General features: G+C 64.7%; 23 protein-coding genes. 1 reads left to right on the top strand and 22 read right to left on the bottom strand.

Features of this window, described 5'->3' with window-relative positions; translation table 11 throughout:
• Positions 1-9: 9 nt before the first annotated feature.
• Genes trbJ through trbB form a run of 5 tightly spaced genes read right to left on the bottom strand, consistent with a single transcriptional unit; the run spans position 10 to position 4855 of the window.
• Positions 10-768, bottom strand: coding sequence for a P-type conjugative transfer protein TrbJ (trbJ, locus tag JET14_RS15305; protein WP_200334618.1), 759 nt, complete (start codon positions 766-768; stop codon positions 10-12).
• Positions 765-3203, bottom strand: a complete 2439-nt coding sequence (trbE, locus tag JET14_RS15300) for a conjugal transfer protein TrbE (protein WP_200334617.1) — start codon at positions 3201-3203, stop codon at positions 765-767. Before trbE ends, trbJ begins: the two co-directional genes overlap by 4 nt.
• A gap of 13 nt (positions 3204-3216) precedes the next feature.
• Complete coding sequence (locus JET14_RS15295; RefSeq protein WP_200334616.1) at positions 3217-3498, bottom strand: VirB3 family type IV secretion system protein; 282 nt, start codon at positions 3496-3498, stop codon at positions 3217-3219.
• Positions 3498-3809 (bottom strand): TrbC/VirB2 family protein, encoded by a 312-nt coding sequence (locus tag JET14_RS15290; protein ID WP_097622889.1) that lies wholly within the window; start codon positions 3807-3809, stop codon positions 3498-3500. Before JET14_RS15290 ends, JET14_RS15295 begins: the two co-directional genes overlap by 1 nt.
• Positions 3810-3826: 17 nt before the next feature.
• A complete protein-coding gene (trbB, locus tag JET14_RS15285; protein WP_200334615.1) occupies positions 3827-4855 on the bottom strand; it encodes a P-type conjugative transfer ATPase TrbB in 1029 nt (342 codons plus the stop codon).
• A 201-nt stretch (positions 4856-5056) separates the two neighbouring features.
• Between trbB and JET14_RS15280 the strand changes: the two genes are divergently transcribed.
• A complete protein-coding gene (locus JET14_RS15280; protein ID WP_200334614.1) occupies positions 5057-6319 on the top strand; it encodes a DUF6035 family protein in 1263 nt (420 codons plus the stop codon).
• Here JET14_RS15280 and JET14_RS15275 read toward each other — a convergent pair.
• The 17 genes from JET14_RS15275 to JET14_RS15200 all read right to left on the bottom strand — a co-directional run bounded on the left by JET14_RS15275 (position 6316) and on the right by JET14_RS15200 (position 18481).
• Positions 6316-6750 carry a CopG family transcriptional regulator gene (locus JET14_RS15275; protein WP_200338121.1) on the bottom strand — a complete coding sequence of 145 codons (435 nt, stop codon included), beginning with the start codon at positions 6748-6750 and terminating at the stop codon, positions 6316-6318. The two genes, JET14_RS15280 and JET14_RS15275, sit on opposite strands and share 4 nt — an antisense overlap.
• 5 nt (positions 6751-6755) lie before the next feature.
• On the bottom strand, positions 6756-8747 hold the full coding sequence (locus JET14_RS15270) for a conjugal transfer protein TraG (protein WP_200334613.1): 1992 nt from the start codon (positions 8745-8747) through the stop codon (positions 6756-6758).
• 29 nt (positions 8748-8776) lie between these two features.
• Complete coding sequence (locus tag JET14_RS15265) at positions 8777-10516, bottom strand: relaxase/mobilization nuclease domain-containing protein (RefSeq protein ID WP_200334612.1); 1740 nt, start codon at positions 10514-10516, stop codon at positions 8777-8779.
• A gap of 243 nt (positions 10517-10759) precedes the next feature.
• Positions 10760-11476: a lytic transglycosylase domain-containing protein gene (locus JET14_RS15260; RefSeq protein ID WP_200334611.1), complete on the bottom strand. Its 717-nt coding sequence runs from the start codon at positions 11474-11476 to the stop codon at positions 10760-10762.
• Between the two features lie 4 nt (positions 11477-11480).
• Positions 11481-11828: a DUF736 domain-containing protein gene (locus JET14_RS15255; protein ID WP_200334610.1), complete on the bottom strand. Its 348-nt coding sequence runs from the start codon at positions 11826-11828 to the stop codon at positions 11481-11483.
• A gap of 68 nt (positions 11829-11896) precedes the next feature.
• The gene (locus JET14_RS15250) at positions 11897-12442 is read right to left on the bottom strand and encodes a S26 family signal peptidase (protein WP_200334609.1); all 546 of its coding nucleotides are present in this window, start codon (positions 12440-12442) and stop codon (positions 11897-11899) included.
• Complete coding sequence (locus tag JET14_RS15245; RefSeq protein ID WP_200334608.1) at positions 12439-12960, bottom strand: DUF2840 domain-containing protein; 522 nt, start codon at positions 12958-12960, stop codon at positions 12439-12441. The genes JET14_RS15250 and JET14_RS15245 overlap by 4 nt, the downstream gene beginning before the upstream one ends.
• Positions 12957-13208, bottom strand: a complete 252-nt coding sequence (locus JET14_RS15240) for a hypothetical protein (RefSeq protein ID WP_200334607.1) — start codon at positions 13206-13208, stop codon at positions 12957-12959. Before JET14_RS15240 ends, JET14_RS15245 begins: the two co-directional genes overlap by 4 nt.
• Positions 13205-13858 (bottom strand): ParA family partition ATPase, encoded by a 654-nt coding sequence (parA, locus tag JET14_RS15235; protein ID WP_200334606.1) that lies wholly within the window; start codon positions 13856-13858, stop codon positions 13205-13207. Before parA ends, JET14_RS15240 begins: the two co-directional genes overlap by 4 nt.
• Positions 13859-14069: 211 nt before the next feature.
• A complete protein-coding gene (locus tag JET14_RS15230; protein ID WP_432443041.1) occupies positions 14070-14990 on the bottom strand; it encodes a replication initiator protein A in 921 nt (306 codons plus the stop codon).
• Positions 14968-15249, bottom strand: a complete 282-nt coding sequence (locus tag JET14_RS15225) for a helix-turn-helix transcriptional regulator (RefSeq protein ID WP_097622901.1) — start codon at positions 15247-15249, stop codon at positions 14968-14970. Before JET14_RS15225 ends, JET14_RS15230 begins: the two co-directional genes overlap by 23 nt.
• 140 nt (positions 15250-15389) lie before the next feature.
• Complete coding sequence (locus tag JET14_RS15220) at positions 15390-16001, bottom strand: DUF2285 domain-containing protein (RefSeq protein ID WP_200334605.1); 612 nt, start codon at positions 15999-16001, stop codon at positions 15390-15392.
• On the bottom strand, positions 15940-16164 hold the full coding sequence (locus JET14_RS23070) for a transcriptional regulator domain-containing protein (RefSeq protein ID WP_432443040.1): 225 nt from the start codon (positions 16162-16164) through the stop codon (positions 15940-15942). The genes JET14_RS15220 and JET14_RS23070 overlap by 62 nt, the downstream gene beginning before the upstream one ends.
• Positions 16165-16282: 118 nt before the next feature.
• Entirely contained in the window at positions 16283-16549 is a 267-nt protein-coding gene (locus JET14_RS15215; protein WP_200334603.1) for a DNA -binding domain-containing protein, read from the bottom strand.
• A 135-nt stretch (positions 16550-16684) separates the two neighbouring features.
• Positions 16685-16939: a helix-turn-helix domain-containing protein gene (locus JET14_RS15210; RefSeq protein ID WP_114215823.1), complete on the bottom strand. Its 255-nt coding sequence runs from the start codon at positions 16937-16939 to the stop codon at positions 16685-16687.
• Positions 16940-17128: 189 nt separating this feature from the next.
• On the bottom strand, positions 17129-17455 hold the full coding sequence (locus tag JET14_RS15205) for a DUF736 domain-containing protein (RefSeq protein WP_025560835.1): 327 nt from the start codon (positions 17453-17455) through the stop codon (positions 17129-17131).
• Positions 17456-18040: 585 nt separating this feature from the next.
• A complete protein-coding gene (locus tag JET14_RS15200; RefSeq protein ID WP_200334601.1) occupies positions 18041-18481 on the bottom strand; it encodes a hypothetical protein in 441 nt (146 codons plus the stop codon).
• Positions 18482-18486 lie beyond the last annotated feature (5 nt).

Raw genomic sequence — 18486 nt, 5'->3', positions numbered from 1 at the left:
TCTCCCCGTTCAGTTACTGCCGGGGAACATCCGGGCGTTGCCCGGCTGGTAGCCCGTGCTTGGCGTCAGGAAACGGCGACGCTGTTCGCGGCCCTGTTCGGCCGCCGCCGCCTGCTCGGCCGATTGCAGCGCCTGTGCGCGACCGTTCGCTGCGACGACAGCGGTGAGGTCGGCGAGTTGCTGGGCCTGAAGGGCGAGGAGCTGGTTGCCGGCCTGGGTTGCCTGAAGCGCGCCGGTGGCGCCCTGGCTCTGGCCGACAAGCGCTGACATCTGGGCGCGGTTGGTGTCGATGTTGCCGACGACGCCGGCCTGTACCTTCATGGCGTCCTGCAAGCCACCGACCGTGTTCTGCCAGCGCGATTTGGCGTCGGCGACGAGTTGCGCGTCCGAGGCGGAGAGTGAGGCACTCCCGTATTTCTGCTGGAATGCCTGGTCGATCTGCTGGACGTCGTAGGCGATGTTCTGCGCCTGGCTCAGAAGCTGTTGCGTGCGGCTCACCGACTGCTGGAGCTGTTGCAGCGAGGAATACGGTAGATTCGCAAGGTTGCGGGCCTGGTTGATGAGCATCTGCGCTTCGTTCTGAAGCGAGGTGATCTGGTTGGTGATTTGCTGGAGCGCGCGGGCGGCCTGAAGGACGTTCTGCGCGTAGTTGGTGGGATCGAACACGATGATGGCGTGGGCCGGCGTCGTGATGATCGGCGACAGGGACAGCGGGACAGACAGGATGGACGCGGCAAGCAATGCCGCGCGTGAACGGCGCAGTTTCATGGCAGTTTCTCCAGGTTGGTGAGGTTGGGAATGAGGTCGGCGGCCCAGTCAGCGCCGCGCAGGCGCAGCCATGCGCCGAGGAAGCCATCCGGGCCGTGCTCGGCAGTGATGCGGGCGATGGCGGCCTGATCGGTCTTGGAGGATGCGGCGCAGAGCGCCAGCGCCACCTCCGACAGGCCGAGCTCGAACAGCCGGTTGCCGCGTCGGGACTGGCAGTAGTAATCGCGCTTGGACATGGCCCGCGCGAGGATCTCGATCTGGCGATCGTTGAGACCGAACCGGCGATAGATGGCGGTGATCTGCGGCTCGATCGCCCGTTCGTTCGGCAGAAGGAGCCGGGTCTGGCAGCTCTCGATGATGGCGGGTGCGATGGCGCTGCCGTCGATGTCCGACAGGCTCTGCGTGGCGAAGATGACGGAGGCGTTCTTCTTCCTAAGCGTCTTCAGCCATTCACGGAGCTGGCCGGCAAAACCCTCGTCGTCGAGGGCCAGCCAGCCTTCATCGACGATGATGAGGGTCGGTGAACCGTCGAGCCGATCTTCGATCCGGTGGAACAGATAGGCCAGCACCGCGGGTGCGGCGTCCGTGCCGATCAGCCCTTCTGTCTCGAACGCCTGAACGGTGGCCGTGCCGAGATGTTCGCTCTCGGCGTCGAGCAGCCGGCCCCAGGCCCCGCCGATGCAATAGGGGCGGAGCGCCTGCTTCAGGTCATTGGACTGGAGCAGGACGCATAGGCCGGTGACGGTGCGTTCTTCGACCGGCGCCGAAGCCAGCGAGGTTAGTGCCGTCCAGATATGCTCCTTCACGTCAGGCGAGATGGCGACGCCCTCCCGTGTCAGGATGGCGACAATCCAGTCCCCCGCCCACGCGCGTTCGCTCGTCTCCTCGATACGGGCGAGCGGCTGGAGGCTGACGGACGTGTCCGAGCCGTCCGTCAGGCCGCCGCCGAGATCGTGCCAGTCTCCGCGCATGGCGAGTGCTGCGGCGCGGATCGAGCCGCCGAAGTCGAAGGCGAAGACCTGTGCGCCGGCGTAGCGCCGGAACTGCAGCGCCATCAGCGCCAGCAGCACGGACTTGCCCGCGCCGGTCGGGCCGACGACGAGGGTGTGACCGACATCGCCGACATGAAGGGAAAACCGGAACGGGGTCGAGCCTTCGGTCTTGCCGAAGAGCAGTGGGGGCGCTGCAAAGTGCTCGTCTCGTTCCGGCCCCGCCCACACCGCCGAAAGCGGGATCATGTGGGCGAGATTGAGCGTGGAGATTGGTGGTTGCCGGACATTGGCGTAGACATGGCCCGGCAGGCTGCCGAGCCAGGCGTCCACGGCGTTGATGGTCTCGGCCATCGCCGTGAAGTCGCGGCCCTGGACGACCTTTTCGACCAGCCGCAGCTTCTCGTCGGCGATGCGCGGATCGGCGTCCCATACCGTCACCGTCGCGGTGACATAGGCAATTCCGGCATAGTCGGCGCCCAGCTCCTGCAAAGCGAGGTCGGCATCCGCCGCCTTGTTCGCCGCATCGGTATCGACCAGTACGGAGGCCTCGTTGGTCATCACCTCCTTGAGGATCGCGGCGATGGACTTGCGCTTGGCGAACCATTGCCGCCTGATCTTGGTGAGCAGCTTGGTGGCGTCCGTCTTGTCGAGCAGGATCGCGCGGGTAGACCAGCGATAGGGAAAGGCCAGCCGGTTCAGCTCGTCGAGCAGACCCGGCGTGGTCGCGGTCGGAAACCCGGTGATGGTCAGCACACGCAGATGCGACGTGCCCAGTCGCGGCTCCAGCCCGCCGGTGAGTGGCTGATCGGCGAGCAGCGCGTCGAGATAGATCGGCGTCTCGGGGACGCGGACGCGGTGCCGGTGCGTGGAGACGCAGCCGTGCAGATAGTTCAGCGTCTCGCCGTCATCGAGCCATCGGCATTCCGGCATGAAGGCTTCGATCAACCGCAGCAGGCGTTCGGTGCGGTCGGCGAAGGCGGTCAGCACCTCGTTGGGGTCGATTCCGGTCTTCTCGCGGCCCTCATAGAGCCAGGTCTCGGCGCGGGCGGCATCCTCGGCCGGTGGCAGATAGGTGAAGGTCAGAAAATAGCTGGACTCGAAATGCGCCCCGGCTTCTTCGAAATCGGCCTTGCGTTCGGCATCGACCAGTGCTGACGCCGCGTCAGGGAATCTACTCGTCGGGTAGATCGCTGCGGCATGGCGCTGCGCCTCCACGAAGATCGCCCAGCCGGAGCCGAGACGCCGGAAGGCGTTGTTCAATCGTCCTGCGACTGCAACCAGCTCGGCAGGCACGGCGGAATCCAGATCGGGGCCACGAAACCGGGCCGTGCGCTGGAAGCTGCCGTCCTTGTTGAGCACGATGCCCGTGCCGACCAGCGCGGCCCAGGGCAGGAAGTCGGCGAGCCGGCTGTTGCGATTGCGGTATTCGGCGAGGTTCATCATCGCTGCGCGCTCCTCAGACCGAAAGATGCGCGGGGATGCGCAGATGGCGGCGGCCGACCTCGACAAACAGCGGATCGCGCTTGGCCGCCCACACCGCCGCGAAATGGCCGATCGTCCAAATGGCGAGGCCGACCAGCCAGAGGCGAAGGCCGAGCCCGACCGCGCCGGCCAGCGTGCCGTTCATGATCGCGATAGCGCGCGGTGCGCCGCCGAGCAGGATCGGCTCGGTCAGCGCCCGGTGGACGGGAACGGTGAAGCCCGGAACCTCGCTACCTTGATCGACGACGCCCACCATCAGACCAGCGCTCCGCCGCCGAAGCTGAAGAAGCTGAGAAAGAACGAGCTGGCGGCAAAGGCGATCGACAGGCCGAACACGATCTGGATCAGACGGCGGAAGCCGCCCGAGGTGTCGCCGAAGGCCAGCGCCAGGCCGGTCGAGATGATGACGATCACAGCGATGATCTTGGCGACCGGGCCTTCGATCGACTGGAGGATGGATTGCAGCGGCGCTTCCCACGGCATGGACGAGCCGGATGCGTGGGCGGGCGCTGCCATCACGACGCTGAGCGTGGTGACGGACAGCACCATGGCGAGGCGATGGCGCATTGAGCGCGAGGCTTGGATCACAGGTTTTCTCCTTCGGGGCTGGGGGTGAGAGAGGTCGCACCGCCGTCGCCCTCGACAGCCAAGGCCGTGACGGCGGGCGTGACGCGGTAGTCGCCATCCGGGCCGAGGCCCTCGACACGGGCGAGTTCGGAAAGCCGACGCGCGGAGCCGCGGCCGGAGAGCACGGCCACGAGGTCGATCGTCTCGGCGATCAGCGCGCGCGGGACGGTGACGACGGCTTCCTGGATGAGCTGTTCCATTCGGCGAAGCGCGCCGATGGCGCTACCCGCGTGGATGGTGCCCACGCCGCCGGGATGGCCGGTGCCCCAGGCTTTGAGCAGGTCGAGTGCTTCCGAGCCGCGCACCTCTCCGACCGGGATGCGGTCGGGGCGCAGGCGAAGTGACGAACGAACGAGATCGGAGAGAGACGCGACGCCGTCCTTCGTTCGCATGGCAACGAGGTTGGGTGCTGCGCATTGCAGTTCGCGTGTGTCTTCGATGATGACGACGCGCTCGGAGGTCTTTGCGACCTCGGCCAGGAGCGCATTCGTCAGCGTCGTTTTGCCGGTGGAGGTGCCGCCCGCGACGAGGATGTTGGCGCGCGACGCAACACCTTGGCGGAGCGCCTCAGCCTGTGCGGCGGACATGATCCCGGCGGCCACATAGTCGTTGAGGGTGAAGACAGCGACGGCGGGCTTGCGGATGGCAAAAGCCGGAGCCGACACGACGGGCGGCAACAGCCCCTCGAACCGCTCCCCCGTTTCCGGGAGTTCTGCCGAGACGCGCGGGGCGCCGGCATGGACCTCGACGCCGACATGGTGCGCGACCAAACGCACGATGCGCTCGCCATCGGCTGGCGACAGGCGTTCGCCGGTGTCCGACAGTCCTTCGGAAAGCCGATCGATCCAGATGCGACCGTCCGGGTTCAGCATCACCTCGACGATCGCGGCGTCCTCGAGAAGCCGGGCGATGGCCGGGCCGAGCGCGGTGCGCAGCATCCGCGCGCCGCGTGCCAAGCCTTCCGAATTGTGGTGAGAAACTGCCATCTGATCCCCAATGCAACGGGGGAAAGTCAGACGGTCCCCCGACGGGGATGATTAAAAGAGCCCGATTTTGGGCCGCTTCAACAAGAAACTAGAGGCGTAGTAGTGTGGCGTGCAAATACAGGAGATAGCGTAGATCATGTCGTTGCTATGATCTCAAAATCACAAAAGGAGGCTCGCGATTCGCTGTTACTGGAGGGCTGAATGAAAGAGAGATTGCAACGGACATTGAAGCGCGCCGTTCGGCTCCGAGACATGGCTGTGATTACGAGCGATGATCTGCTTCAGATCGATGCTGACGGCTATCAAGAGGTTAGACGGTCCGCCACGCGGGCTCGCAACGACGGACAGGCGGCCTTCGTCTGCGATCATTGCGGCTTTCCGGTTTACGCACCGCGCGAGCCCAACACGAGACTGCCATTCTGGCGTCACCACAAGGGTGCTCCGCGCAGTTGTCCATGGTGGACTGGCGAGCCGGGCACAACAGATGCGGTCAGCGCGTCACAATTTCAGGGGGCGCAAGAAAGTCCCCTGCATTTGCGCGTCAAAAATCTCGTTGCTGAGTTGCTCAATGCAGATCCGTTGACCGAGCCAGGATCAGTTGTCGTCGATGAATATGTTGTTTGCGGTGAGAGCCGGCGCCGGCCTGATGTGCGTGCGACATATGATGGAAAGCCGATCGCCATCGAAATCCAGCTCGCGACGACGCAGATCCCGATCATCGTTGCGCGGGAAGATTTCTATCAGCGCGAAGGGCGGCATCTAATCTGGCTGACTTGGAATTTCGTGCCTGTCGAGCGGGCACACCTCCTGACGGCTTTTGAGGATATCCTCTACTCGCACAATAAAAACCTGTTCTCCCTCGACGACGAAGTTGTAGCGGAGTGCCGAGCAAGGAAGGCATTTCTGGTTCGGGCCTTTTGGGAACACGGCTCAGGCTGGAACTCGAAAATCACTGCGCTCCCTGAACTTGAGTGGCCGCCATCGGGGTTGCCCTATGCGGTCGCTCCGCCGCCTCCGTGGCACATGGGTTTTCGGGCACGCTGGCTTACCGCAACGACAAATGGTGGGACGCCGTGGTCACTCAGGAGAGAATTGCTCGCCGACTTGGCAGAACGGCTCAATGAAGACGCGATTGATGCGACAGCCCTCGAAGAGGCCGACATGGGCGCGCTCCTCAATGCGATCTTGTCATTTGTTGAAGGCAAACCAGTCGGTTCAGCGCAACGAAACCTGAGCGAGGTCATCAACACGTTCCTGTCGAGTGAGCGGCGCCACAGGTTCGCGCGCATCATGCGAAAAGTTATTTCGATAACGACGGGACCTGAAATTCTCGACAAGCCAAGCGTTGCGGCGAAATTTGGTCGCGCAATGGAAGATACGCAGGATGCGCCGGACAGCATGGTTGGCAAAGCCGCGCTTCTACTGTTTCCCGAGTTGTTTCAAAAGCGAAAGCTGACCACCTAATCCGCTTCGCCTTGAGGGCTGACATCCTCCGAAATCTCCTGCCTGAGCTTCGGTCCCTTGGCGAGACGCCGACCGAGCGCAGTGACGAACTGATCGTATCGCTCGCCGGCCTTGGCGCGCGCTGCCTGCGCGGCGGGCTCTGGTAACGCAGGCGTGGTCGCGAGCCAGAACTTGATGAACACGGCCAGGCTCTCCACCGCGATGCCGCTATCGCGCTCAAGCCGGGTCATGCGTCGATCGAGCTGATCGAGACGCTTGGCGATCACTGCTTCCCGGCGCTCAGCCGCATCCGGTGACAGGAAGGACGCGATCGCAGCCTCGGCGATCATCGACTGCGACTGGTCCCGGCGCGCCGCATGGTCGGCAAGCATCGTCATGATCGCCGGATCGAGATAGACCGAGATCTGGGCCTTCTTCTTGCGGGTCTCCACGGCCTTCATAGCTCCATGCCGTCGTTCGGATCGAGCGAGACCTGTCGCGCTACGCCCTGCATGATCCCGGTCATCCGCCTGTTGCGGGTGGCAGTGTTCTCCATCTCGTCATCGCGATCAGCATCGATCTCGAACTCGTTTTCGATCGGCGGCGTCTTCTCGACCGGCTGCACCCAATTGAGCTCCGGTTGGTGGCGGCGCTCGGATTCGGTCGGGTCTTCATCCTGCGCGGCCTCGACCGGTTTCGCTTCGACGAGTTGGGGACGTGGCGGAAGCAGCAGCGAAGTCCAATCGTCGGGGCGCCCCTGCTTCGGTGTGGCGGGGGCGGGAGGCGGCAGAAGACGCTCCTTGAATCTGATGTCCTCGTAATAGCGCGCCTTCTTCGCCCGGATCGGCGGCGTGCCCGCGACCATGACGATCTCGTCGCTCGGCGGAAGCTGCATGATTTCGCCGGGAGTCAGCAGCGGGCGCGCCGTCTCCGAGCGCGAGACCATCAGATGCCCGAGCCAGGGCGAGAGCCGATGTCCGGCATAGTTCTTCATCGCCTTCATCTCGGTCGCGGTGCCCAAAGCATCCGAAACGCGCTTGGCGGTACGCTCATCGTTGGTCGCGAAACTCACGCGGACGTGGCAGTTGTCGAGGATGGAGTTGTTCGCCCCGTAGGCCTTTTCGATCTGGTTCAGCGACTGCGCGATCAGGAAGCTTTTCAGCCCATAGCCGGCCATGAAGGCCAACGCCGATTCGAAGAAGTCCAGCCGCCCTAGGGCCGGGAACTCGTCCAGCATCAGGAGCAACCGGTGCCGCCCGGCTTTGGCCTGCAGATCCTCGGTCAGGCGGCGGCCGACCTGATTGAGGATCAGGCGGATCAGCGGCTTTGTCCGGTTGATGTCGGACGGGGGCACGACGAGATAGAGCGTCGTCGGCTGTTTGGCCGTCACGATGTCGGTGATGCGCCAGTCGCAGCGGCGCGTCACCTCGGCGACGACGGGATCGCGGTAAAGGCCGAGGAAGGACATGGCGGTGGACAACACGCCCGACCGCTCGTTGTCCGACTTGTTCAGGAGTTCGCGCGCGGCGCTGGCGATGACGGGATGCGGCCCGACCTCGCCGAGATGTGCCGTCTTCATCATCGCCGCGAGCGTCGACTCGATTGGGCGCTTGGGATCGGAGAGGAAAGCGGCAACGCCTGCCAGCGTCTTGTCCTCTTCGGCATAGAGGACATGGAGGATGGCGCCGACCAGAAGCGCATGACTGGTCTTCTCCCAATGGTTCCGTTTTTCGAGCGAGCCTTCTGGGTCGACCAGGATGTCCGCGATGTTCTGGACGTCGCGCACTTCCCACTCACCCCGGCGGACCTCCAGCAGTGGATTGTAGGCCGAAGACTTTGCGTTGGTCGGATCAAACAGCAGCACACGGCCATGCCGCGCGCGAAAGCCGGCCGTAAGCTGCCAGTTCTCGCCCTTGATGTCGTGAACGATGGCCGAGCCCGGCCAGGTCAGCAGCGATGGCACGACCAGGCCCACGCCCTTGCCGCTTCTCGTCGGCGCGAAGCACAGCACATGCTCCGGCCCGTCATGGCGAAGATAGTCACGATCGAGCTTGCCGAGCACCACGCCATCCGGGCCGAGAAGCCCGGCGGCTTTGACTTCTTCCGTCTCGGCCCAGCGAGCGGAACCATAGGTCTCGACCTTCTTGGCCTCACGCGCCCGCCAGACCGACATGCCGATGGCGACACCCACGGCGATGAAGCCGCCTGATGCGGCGATGAATGCGCCTTGGGTGAAGATGCCAGGCGCATAGGCGTCGTAGAAGTACCACCACCAGAAGAAGGCGGGCGGCAGGTAGAAGGGGAAGCCGAAGACCGTGAACCACGGCGGCCCAAGTTGCGCCTGAAAGCCGAGCTTCCATGCGACATATTCGGTGGCGCCCCAGGTGGTGGCGAGCACGATCAGAAAGACGGTGAGGATCTGGCCCCAGAGGATTTTGGTGGACGACATGGCGACGGTCCTTTCTTGGGAATGAAGGGTTAGAGGCCTAGCCCCCGTTTGCGGCCAAAGCTCCAATCCACGCCGCCGTCGTCGCGGGCGACGCCGGAGACATGGCGGCCGAGCTGCTTTTCGAGCGAAGGGGTCCAAGGCACGAGCTGGAAGCCAAGGCCGTCATCGATCATGGCAAAACGGCCGGAGGCGAGCGTGAGGCGGTTGCGATAGGTGCCAGCGACATATTCGCCGCTGCCTGCCCGGTTGAAGGGCTGGCCGGTCTCAGCGGCGAGCTTGTCGCCAGCCGCCTCCAGTTCCCGGCGGCGCAACGTGTCGATCAGGTTGCGGCCGAAGCTGATGCGCTGGCCTTGCCGCTCGGCAAGGCCCTGTTCGACTAGATGCTCGGCACGGGCGGACATGGCTTTCCGCACCTCGGCGCCGAAGCCGCCTTCGGAGAGCGCGACCGGCTCGCGTGCAATATTCTGCCGGTCGAGCCAGGTGGCGCCAGACGCCGTGACCTGAGCATCAACGTCGAGATCGGAGCGCACGGCGAGCGCGACGCGGCGCTGGCCACGCGCGTCATCGAACTTTCTGAGTTCGACGATCGAGCCCGGCGCGCTGTCGCCGGCCGCATCGAGGTCGGGCAACTTGATATGATGGGTGCGTCCGTCCACGCCATCCACCACGGCGTAGGCCGTGCCGTTCAGCTCGTCATCGAGACCGCGTTCGACCAGCCGTCCAACGACGGGCAGATCGAGGCTTTCGGCCGCCAGGACATAGTTGGTTGAGCCGCGGTCGATACCGCGCTCCGTCAGCGCCTTGTGCATCCGCTTTATTATGTCGCCACGTTCGCCCAGCTCGCGAAGCGTCTTCTCGGCTTCCGGCTTGATGAACCATTGCGCGTTACCGACCTGGCTGGCGAGACCGAGGGTTTCGAGCTTGCGCAGGCGCCCGACCTTCAGGGCATGGAACTCGTCGGGCTGCTGGCCTGGAACCGGCGCGAGGTCGATGATGCCGGTGTCGCGCCCGTCGCGAACAAGCTGACGGTCGAGCTGCGTCCAGCGTTCCGTTTCGATCTGCCGCTCGAGGGTGCGGCGGATCTCGAGATCGGTGCGTAGCCCCAGTTCCTGGGTGATGAGATCGCGCGCCCGATCGCGCATCCCTTCCTTGATGTAATCGCGCGCGATGACGAGGTCCTGGCCGTCGTCACGAACTCCGCGCACGATCAGATGGACATGCGGGTGCTCGGTGTTCCAGTGATCGACCGCCACCCAATCGAGCTGGGTATCGAGATCCTTTTCCATTTGCCCGACGAGATCGCGGGTGAAGGATTTGAGATCGGCCATCTCCAGCGCATCGTCGGGCGAAACGATGAAGCGGAAATGATGCCGGTCGTCCTGGTAGCGATCGGCGAAGGCGCCGGCATCCGCGTTTTCGCTTCCCGGCCCGAACAGGCGGGCCTTCTCCCCCTCGCGGGTCACGCCCTCTCGGCGCAGATAGTTGAGGTGCTGCGCCAGTGATGCGGCTCGGGCCGTATGGCGCACGACGCGCGCCTTGATGACGGCTCCGCGCGAGCGCGAAGTGATGAGGCGGTTCGCTTGGATGCTGGCGCGCTGGCCGTGCCCGAAACGCGAGCGGTTGCCGGGCACGATGCGGCCTGAGCGTGATACGCCGCCGCCAGCCTTCTTCGCCGCCGCCAGCGCCTGCGCGATGAAGGGCTTGGCCCGCTGTGCGCCCGACGAGCGGATGCGGCCCGGGCGGACACGGAATTCGCGCTCATCGGACATGGCGCGGCCCCGCAATGTGCCAAAGCTCGTGGAGATACAGCGGTTTAGGCTTGCGGCACACATTGCCGATGAAGGCCGCAAGGTGCGGATCCTTCCAGAAAACCCAGCAAAAACCACCAACCGACCGAAGCGCAATGTGCGCCCTTTTATCCTGCCCTCCTTCGGTCGTGTTGCCCGGTCCCGACCTCTGCGCCCGATATGCTGCGCCAGAGCCCGACAGGATACGAATGGGAGGCAATGCGGTCATGGGACCGGCCTTTCCGTAGGGCGCGGCACGAACAAGCCGCCGGACTGCGGCGCGATGGCAGAAACATCGCGCACGGCAACTGCTGTCGGTGCGTCGTTCGGTGGACGATCTGCCGACACGGAATTTGCAGCCGCTGCGCTTATCCGTTGCGCTACAAACAGCGGAGCGCGGGTCCAGGCGAGCGCCTCAACCGAGGCCACCATGACGGGGTTGACGGTTTCGCCGCCGTCGATGACCGGCGCGATGGCTGCGACATAGGCGCGGGTTTCTGCGGGCAGCGGGCGGCCGGAGAGCGAGGCTTCGTAGCGACCGGGACCGGCATTGTACGCAGCGAGAAACCCCGGGGAGCCGTAACGGTCGTAGAGTTCACGCAGATAAGCCGTGCCCGCCAGAATGTTGTCGCGCGGGTCATAGGGATCGCTGCCGAGCCTGTGCCGGACGCGCAGTTCCGCCCAGGTGTCGGGCATGATCTGCATCAGCCCCATCGCACCGGCCGAAGAGATTGCCTGGCGTTCGCCAGCGCTTTCGGCCCGCATGACGGCCCTGATCCATGCCGTCGGGATGCCGAAGCGCTGCGAGGCCTCCGCGATATAGGCGGCTTTGGGATCGACAGGCGCCGGACGTTGCACCGGTTCCGCCTGCGCCAGTGCGGAGGCCGTCCACGGGGCGGCGAAGATCAGGCCGGAAAGGAGAAGGAGGGCAGGACGGCGCATGACGTCAGTCTCTCCCGCCGCGCGCTTGCGGGCTGCTCCAGTGCAGCGACCATGCGTTACCGGCATCGTCGTTGCGGAACAGGTTGGCGCGGATCGGCTGCGGCAAAGCCGGATCGTCAATCAGCAAGACGACATATTCGCCCGCGCGTTCGCCGGTGCGCTTCCAGCCCGCTCGGATTTCCGGGCCGACCTCCGCTTTGCAGTCATCGCTGGCATGGATGCGGAAGTCCGGCGCGTTCTCGGCATCGGACAGCTCTGCCGAAACGATGACGATGTCGCGGAAGAGCGTGAACGTCTCGATGCGCCCGACGAAGCCTGTGGTCTCGCGCGTGAATTGACCAATCTGCGGCATGGCTGATTCCTGTGCGGTGGCGTTGGAAAACCATCGGGCGGACACCGCTCCCGCCGATGGGGAAGCGATCAGCGCGTGGCGGCACGCCAGATGAAACGACCGTCGCCGGCCTCGTCGGTGTAGAGCGGCGCCGCCTTGCCGATGACGGTGCGCGCCGGGATCGGGCCGAAGTAGCGGCCATCCAGGCTGTCGCGCACGTCAGGGTTCATCAGGAAGATGTCGCCGTCCGCGATGCGGCGGCAGCCCTGCCAGACAGGCAGATCGCGGCCTTGGCTATCGCGATCGAGGGCATCTCCGAGCGGCACGGCATTGACGGTCACGGCGTTGCCGGTGCGGCAAACCCGTTGACCGGGAAGCCCCATGACGCGCTTCATCAGCGGCACGTCGCGGCCGATATAGCCGCGCTCGACCATGAAGTCTGCGAGCGGCTTGTCTGGCGTGACGGCGACCAGATTGCCAATTTCCAGATGGCGCGGCGGATCGAGATCGTAAAGGCCGATCGGCACGCTGGCCGAGGCGTTCCAGACGAGGCGCAGCGGCGTCGGGATTAACGCGGCGATGGTGACGCCCATGACCGAGAAGTACGTCGCCATGACATAGCCGAAGCGGGTCATTGCTCGATCTCCCGCCGCTTCAGCCATGCCTGATGACGGTCTGCCGTGTACGCGCGCGGTTCATGACCGGCGCTCATCCGGTTGGCGACATGCCGCCAGTGATCGGGAGCAACCTCGCAAGCATCGATGCCGGCGGCTTCCACCGCGTCGATGTGGCGGAGCACCTGTTCGACCTTGGGCCAGCCCTCGATCTTGAGCAGGATGTCGCCGCCGGGACGCACGAAGGGCAGCGTCTGATAAGGCTCGCCCGGTTCAACGGCACGCACGATATCGATGCGCGAGATGATCGTACCGAAGTCGTTCGCCGCCCAACGGACAAAGGCGAAGATGCTGCCGGGCCGGTAGGAGAAGATACGCCGCCTGCGGTCGAGCACCTGTTCGCTCACCTCGCGGCCGAACCTGATCCAGTTCTCGATCCGCTTCTCGATATGCGTCAGTTCGACATGGGTAAGGCTGTCGGCGGAATGCGCGCGCGGCACCGGGCCGCCGCGCGCGGAGGGAACCGCGGCGCTGGTCATGGATGATCTCCTTCGGTTTGGGGGAATTCGCGCGCGAGCAGGCCGCGCAGCATGTCGGCGACGGTGATGCCCCGACGGAAGGCGGCGATCTTGATCCGGCCGCGCAGATCGGGCGTCACGTCGATCGTGAGCCGGGCAGTGAACCCGCTGGCCTCACCGTCGCGTGGTGGAGCGTCGGCCGCCTTGATCCAATGTTCGGGATCGGCCGGACGGGCAGCGAAGCCACGGCGGGTCGGGTGCTCGCTCATCGCGCGCGCCTCCCGATACGAAGCCGGTCGAGCTCGTCCGCCAGCGCTGCGATCTCGCGTGCGGCGGGCGTGTCGTCGTCGAGTTCCGAGACGAGGCGGCCGGACTGCGCTGCGGCGGCGAAGGCGATGCGCTGGCCGATGGTGTTGGAGAGCACCGGCGGATCGTGATCGGCCAGCGTCTCGGCCGTCTCGCGGGCGAGCACCGTGCGCGCACCGCAACGGTTCAGCACAAAGCGGGCGGCAAGCTCCGGACGGTAGATGCGCGCCTCGGTGACGAGCGCCAGCATTTCGGCCGAAGCCCAGCCGTCGAGTGGCGACGGCTGCACGGGGATCAGGACCAGGTCGGAGGCAAGCAGCGCCGAGCGCATCAGCGCGGCGACACGCGGCGGCCCGTCGATGACGACATGATCGGCGTCGCGTGCCAGTTCCGGCGCTTCCCGATGCAGCGTGTCGCGGGCGAGACCAACGACGCCGAACAGGCGCGGAAGGCCTTCACGGCTGCGTTGCTGCGACCAGTCCAGCGCCGAGCCTTGCGGGTCCGCGTCGATCAGGGTGACGCGCTGGCCTCGACGGGCCAGTTCCCCGGCGAGATTCAGCGCCAGCGTCGTCTTGCCGACACCGCCCTTTTGATTGAGCAGCGCGACGATCATGACGCGCTCCCGATCGTCGGCGAGCGGTTTTCCGCAATCGTAGAAACGACGGAATGCGTTAGAAGAATTCCATAGGAATTCTGGTTAGATAAGTTACGGGCGGCGCAAGCTTTTGATTCAAGGCGAGGAATCGACGATTCCGGTCCCCGATAGCACGAGGATCGGGTCCCCGATGGCACGATAGGTGCGGTCCCTGATAGCACGAGACTATTCACAGCTTATCCCCAGGGCGAGAGGTTGCGCGGCGACGGCGAAGCCGCGGCACGCCGAAGGGCGCCGGGTCGGTCGGAGCGAAGGAAAGGCGTTCGGGAAGACCTGACGGCTGCTCGATCACGAGCCGGTAGCCGGGCAACGGCTGGCGCCGGACGATGTCGCGCAGGTCGTAGGCGAAATGCTTCAGGGGCGAGAGTGAACCCGACTTGGCGTGCAGGTGGAGGAGATCGAAGCTCCAGCCATATTCCTGGCGGCCGCCATGCTTGCGCACGAGCCGATAGAGCCAGCGCTCAAGCCCGCCGGTCAGGTCGAAATAGGCCTGGTCGATGGTCAGCACGAGCGCGTCGTCGAGCACGGCGGCGTAGAACCAGTCGGGCAGAATCAGTTCGAGCCCGAGCGGACGGCCCCGATGGTCGGCCTTTTCCTTCCACTCGTTGATCCAGGAGAAGCGGTGCATCCGCCGCTCGGTTGGCTGGCGGATCGATGTCGCCACGGTGGTCGACTGAAGGCGATCGAGGGCTGCCTTGAGGCGATCGTAATCGCGCAAGCTGACGCCGCGGCCGATGAAGGTCAGGATTTCGTAGGGCGTCGTCGCCATCAAGCGCGACGGGCGCAGACCCAGATCGCGCGCCTCGACGATCTGGGACGCGGCCCAGATCAGCACGTCGGCATCCCAGATGGTCGCCATGCCGTGTTCGGCAACCGCTTCGACCCGGATGATGATCGACCCGGCCTTGAAGTCGATCGGCGCCAGGCGCTTCGACTTGGCGAGCGAGAAGAACGGATAGGCCATGAGGTCCTGGGCGTCGCGCGGCGCGAGGTCGCCGGGCAACGTCCGGAAGAGATCGAGTTGATCCCGCTCGCTGCTGTGACGGTGAAACGTCATGGCCGGACGCTCAGCGGGCGTATCGGCCGGCATGAGCCGGCTGCGTCGGCTCTTGCCGCTTGGCGGGCAGCACCGCGCCGCGCGGGTCGGAGGTCGAGGTGACGGCGCCGCGTTCGGCCCAGGCCTGCAGGTCATCGACCGCGTAGACGACCCGGCCGCCGAGTTTGCGGTAGGCCGGGCCGGTTCCGTAGGTCCGGTGCTTTTCGAGGGTTCGGGCTGACAGGCTGAGAAATTCGGCCGCCTCCTTGGTGCGCAGGAAGCGCGGCGGCAAAACGGCGAGATCGGGTCGCATGGATCGGGCCTCCGTGGGGTTCGTTAGAGCCGTCGGGGATCGGCGGCGGACGAAAAGCACGGTGGCGAAGAAGGCCCGGCAGGAGGGAGGGCGAAGATGGGAGGGCTAAATTCTCCCCCCTCCCGAAAAGGGAGAATTCGCTAGGATCGGCGGCGATGACGAAGAAGCTGACGATACCCGCCCTGAATCATGGCAAGGCCGTCGCGGACGAGATCCCTGACGGTGTCTCGCAGCGCGGAGGTTTTCCACGGCTGATCGGCGACGCGACGCGCGCCGAAGAGGGCCTCGGCAATTTCGCGGTAGCTTGCGCCGCTGGTCCGGCCATCGACGGCTTGCAGCATGTGGCGCGCGCGGCGCAATTGCTGGTCGGTCAGTCGGGTATCTTGTGGCACGGCGCGTCCATGAAGCGCCTTGACGAGGCGGCTGACCGCTTCGACACGATCAAGGCCGTCCGCGTCGAGGGGCACAAGAGCCGCCAGCGGCCGGGCTCCATCGACTCCAATCAGGCGGACCAGGCGCAGCGACTGCCCGTTGCCGAGATCATGGAGAAAATGCTCGCCGGTTTCGTCGCGGCGGGGCGCGTTCGGATCGAGCGCGTCGATGAAAATGTTGTCGGAGGGAAGGAGCGAGGGAACATCCGTCAGGATGACAACGCTGCTGTCTTCCTCTGGCGACCAGAAGACGGGGATCTCAACGGCGGTAAAAACAGGGTGGACAAGGAAATTGCAGGCCCCATCGCCGCCGCACAGCATTCACAAGCAACTCTGACTCATCCGCCCGGCCTTCGACCTTGGAATAGTCATGCTGATAGTCGCTGTTGCGCCTCAACCATTCCCAGGCGAGATCGGGCGCCACAAGGCGATCAATATAGTCGTAGTTCGGTGATGCTCTCCAGTTCGATATATCGGGAGTCATGTTACCTCCAGGCTCGCATCGTTCGTGCGTATCGCGGCCTGTGATGATTCCCGATTGCAATACCGGTCGGAAGCCCTGAGGGGTGCAACATGCGATGCCGTGACTGCATCGCAATTAATCAATGAAGATGGCCTTCGCGCACCAACAAGCGATAGCCGTGCTCCGTCATCCAGCGCGCGCGGGCCAGATGGGTATCATGGACATGGCGCGCACGTTCCGGCTCGTTCGTGGGGTCGAGGCCGAACAGGATCATGACGGCTTCGCGCCAGTCGGCGCCGTCCGTCGCCGCGTCGAGCAGGCGCAGATAGAGAACCATGTGCTTACGGTCATATGCCGTGAGCACCGCGCTTTCCGGCGGTTCGTCGAGAAAATCTATGTCCGTCATATTGTGCCCCAGTACCCATTTATAGCCGTTCTAAATCCCGGTGTTAACCATTGGATTTGGACGCGAAGCAGCGAGCATCGACACACATCAGGCGATGCGCCGCGTGTATCGCCTGTCAGTTCAAACGGGCAGAAATCACGAAGACTTGCGACTGTCGATTTTCGCACGGACGAGCATCACACCTTCACCCTGGTCGGAAGTGAGGAGAACGATGCCGTTGCCTTCAAAGGCCCGGCGAACCTGATCGCGCGTTGTTTCATACACCTCGAGGCCGTTTTCGGATTCGAGGCGCTTCAATGCGGTCAGTGATACTTGGGCCTTGTCAGCGAGCGTCTCCTGTGTCCAACCCAGCAACGCGCGTGCGGCCCGTGATTGTCGGGCGGTGATCATGCATGATCACCTCCCATCGGCACGGGCACGCGCGCCAGAACTACGACTATAATAGTCGTTCTTGAGGCTGTGAGCCAAGCTATTTCTGCTGATTGGCCAGCTTCAGCCGTCATTCTGGCTTGACTGATTCGGTTGCGGCGGCAGCGCTTCGGCCCCGCCCGGATTATCCGGGCGGGGCGGCTGCGGGTCTCAGTCGCCGTTGCGGCGGTTGGGGCGGGACCAGATCAGCGAATGGGTGTCGCCTTCCTCGTCGTCGAAGAGGTTGGCGTAGATCGGGGCGTTGAAGCTCGGGTCGTCGAGCTTGAGGCCCAGATAGTCGCGGCCTTCGCCCGAGCGCTTCGTCCAGGCGGCGCCGATCTCGGCGCGGCCAACCAGGACCCGGTGGCTGGGGGCGTTTTCGCCGGTGGAGCGCAGGTCGGGGACGATGCGCACGCCCTTGGCCTGGACGCTGAGGGTGACGATTTCGCCGGTGAATTCGTTCGAACCGATCTTCTTGAAGGTGCCGATGGTCGCCATTTTCAAATCTCCGTTTTCCGTTTTCGAGCCCGCACCATGCGGCCTCGATGGCGATCGGTTGGCCGGAGACGACCGACGACGCATCGCTTGCGACCGGAGCGAAGCGGAGGATGGCGCAGGAACGAGTTTCTTGCCTCGCGAGGAATGACGGCCTTGGCCGGCAGGGGAAGAAAGTAGGGACGCGCCATTGCGGCATAGGCGGTCGAGGCGAAGCCGCTCTTCGGCCAGATCAGCCCATTGAAGAGGCCGTTTGGAGCGGTCGGCGGACGGATGTCTCACGGAGATGATGGCGACCTGACGCGACTGGCGCGGAGACTGTCCGATCTCTCACCGGCTCATCCCTCCTTAGCGGCGGGCCGCATGTGCTTCTCCGCCGTCACGCCCTTCCGCATCACGAATGCCCACCATCACGTCATGATTGGTTGTGTCGGCCGTGGACACCGCTGGTCCAGGCGTATCAGCAGAATTCCAGCTTCTGGGCCTCTTGCGCGACACGCTGCCATCGCCGCCTTGCCACGTCTTCGACGACGAGGCGGGCGCGCGGATCAGCCGTTTGGTCTGGCGAACCATCGTATGGAGAAACGATCAGGCCCACATCGTGCCTTGACCGGCCGGGGCGGTGGCCGCCATGCCTGTGACCCGCATGAGTGCAGTGATGCCGACAGCGATCGCGCCGATGACGGAAAATGCGATCTGCCAGGTCTCCGACGGCATGGTGTGTTTCACGATGCCATGCGTGGCGAGATAGCCCGCCATCACTGCGGGCGCGACAAAGACCAGTGCGATCAGCAGCCGCGCCCACATGGGACGGACGATCACGAACAGGACCTGGCCGATGCTGAGCGTGAGCCCCGCGGCGACAATGCCGATGATGATCGCTCCGAGCCAACCCGCGCCGGTGTGCCAAGCCCAGGTTCCGACGCTCAGCCCTGCGAAGAAAGGAAGCGCGAAGACGGCGAGTGTGAACAGAAGCCAGCAGAAGAAGCCGATGGCTGCGATGGAAAGAAGAATGCCGAGAAAGATCATGGTGG

Source organism: Martelella lutilitoris (genome assembly GCF_016598595.1).
In the GTDB taxonomy this organism is placed as follows: domain Bacteria; phylum Pseudomonadota; class Alphaproteobacteria; order Rhizobiales; family Rhizobiaceae; genus Martelella; species Martelella lutilitoris_A.
This window is presented reverse-complemented; position numbering and strand designations above follow the sequence as displayed.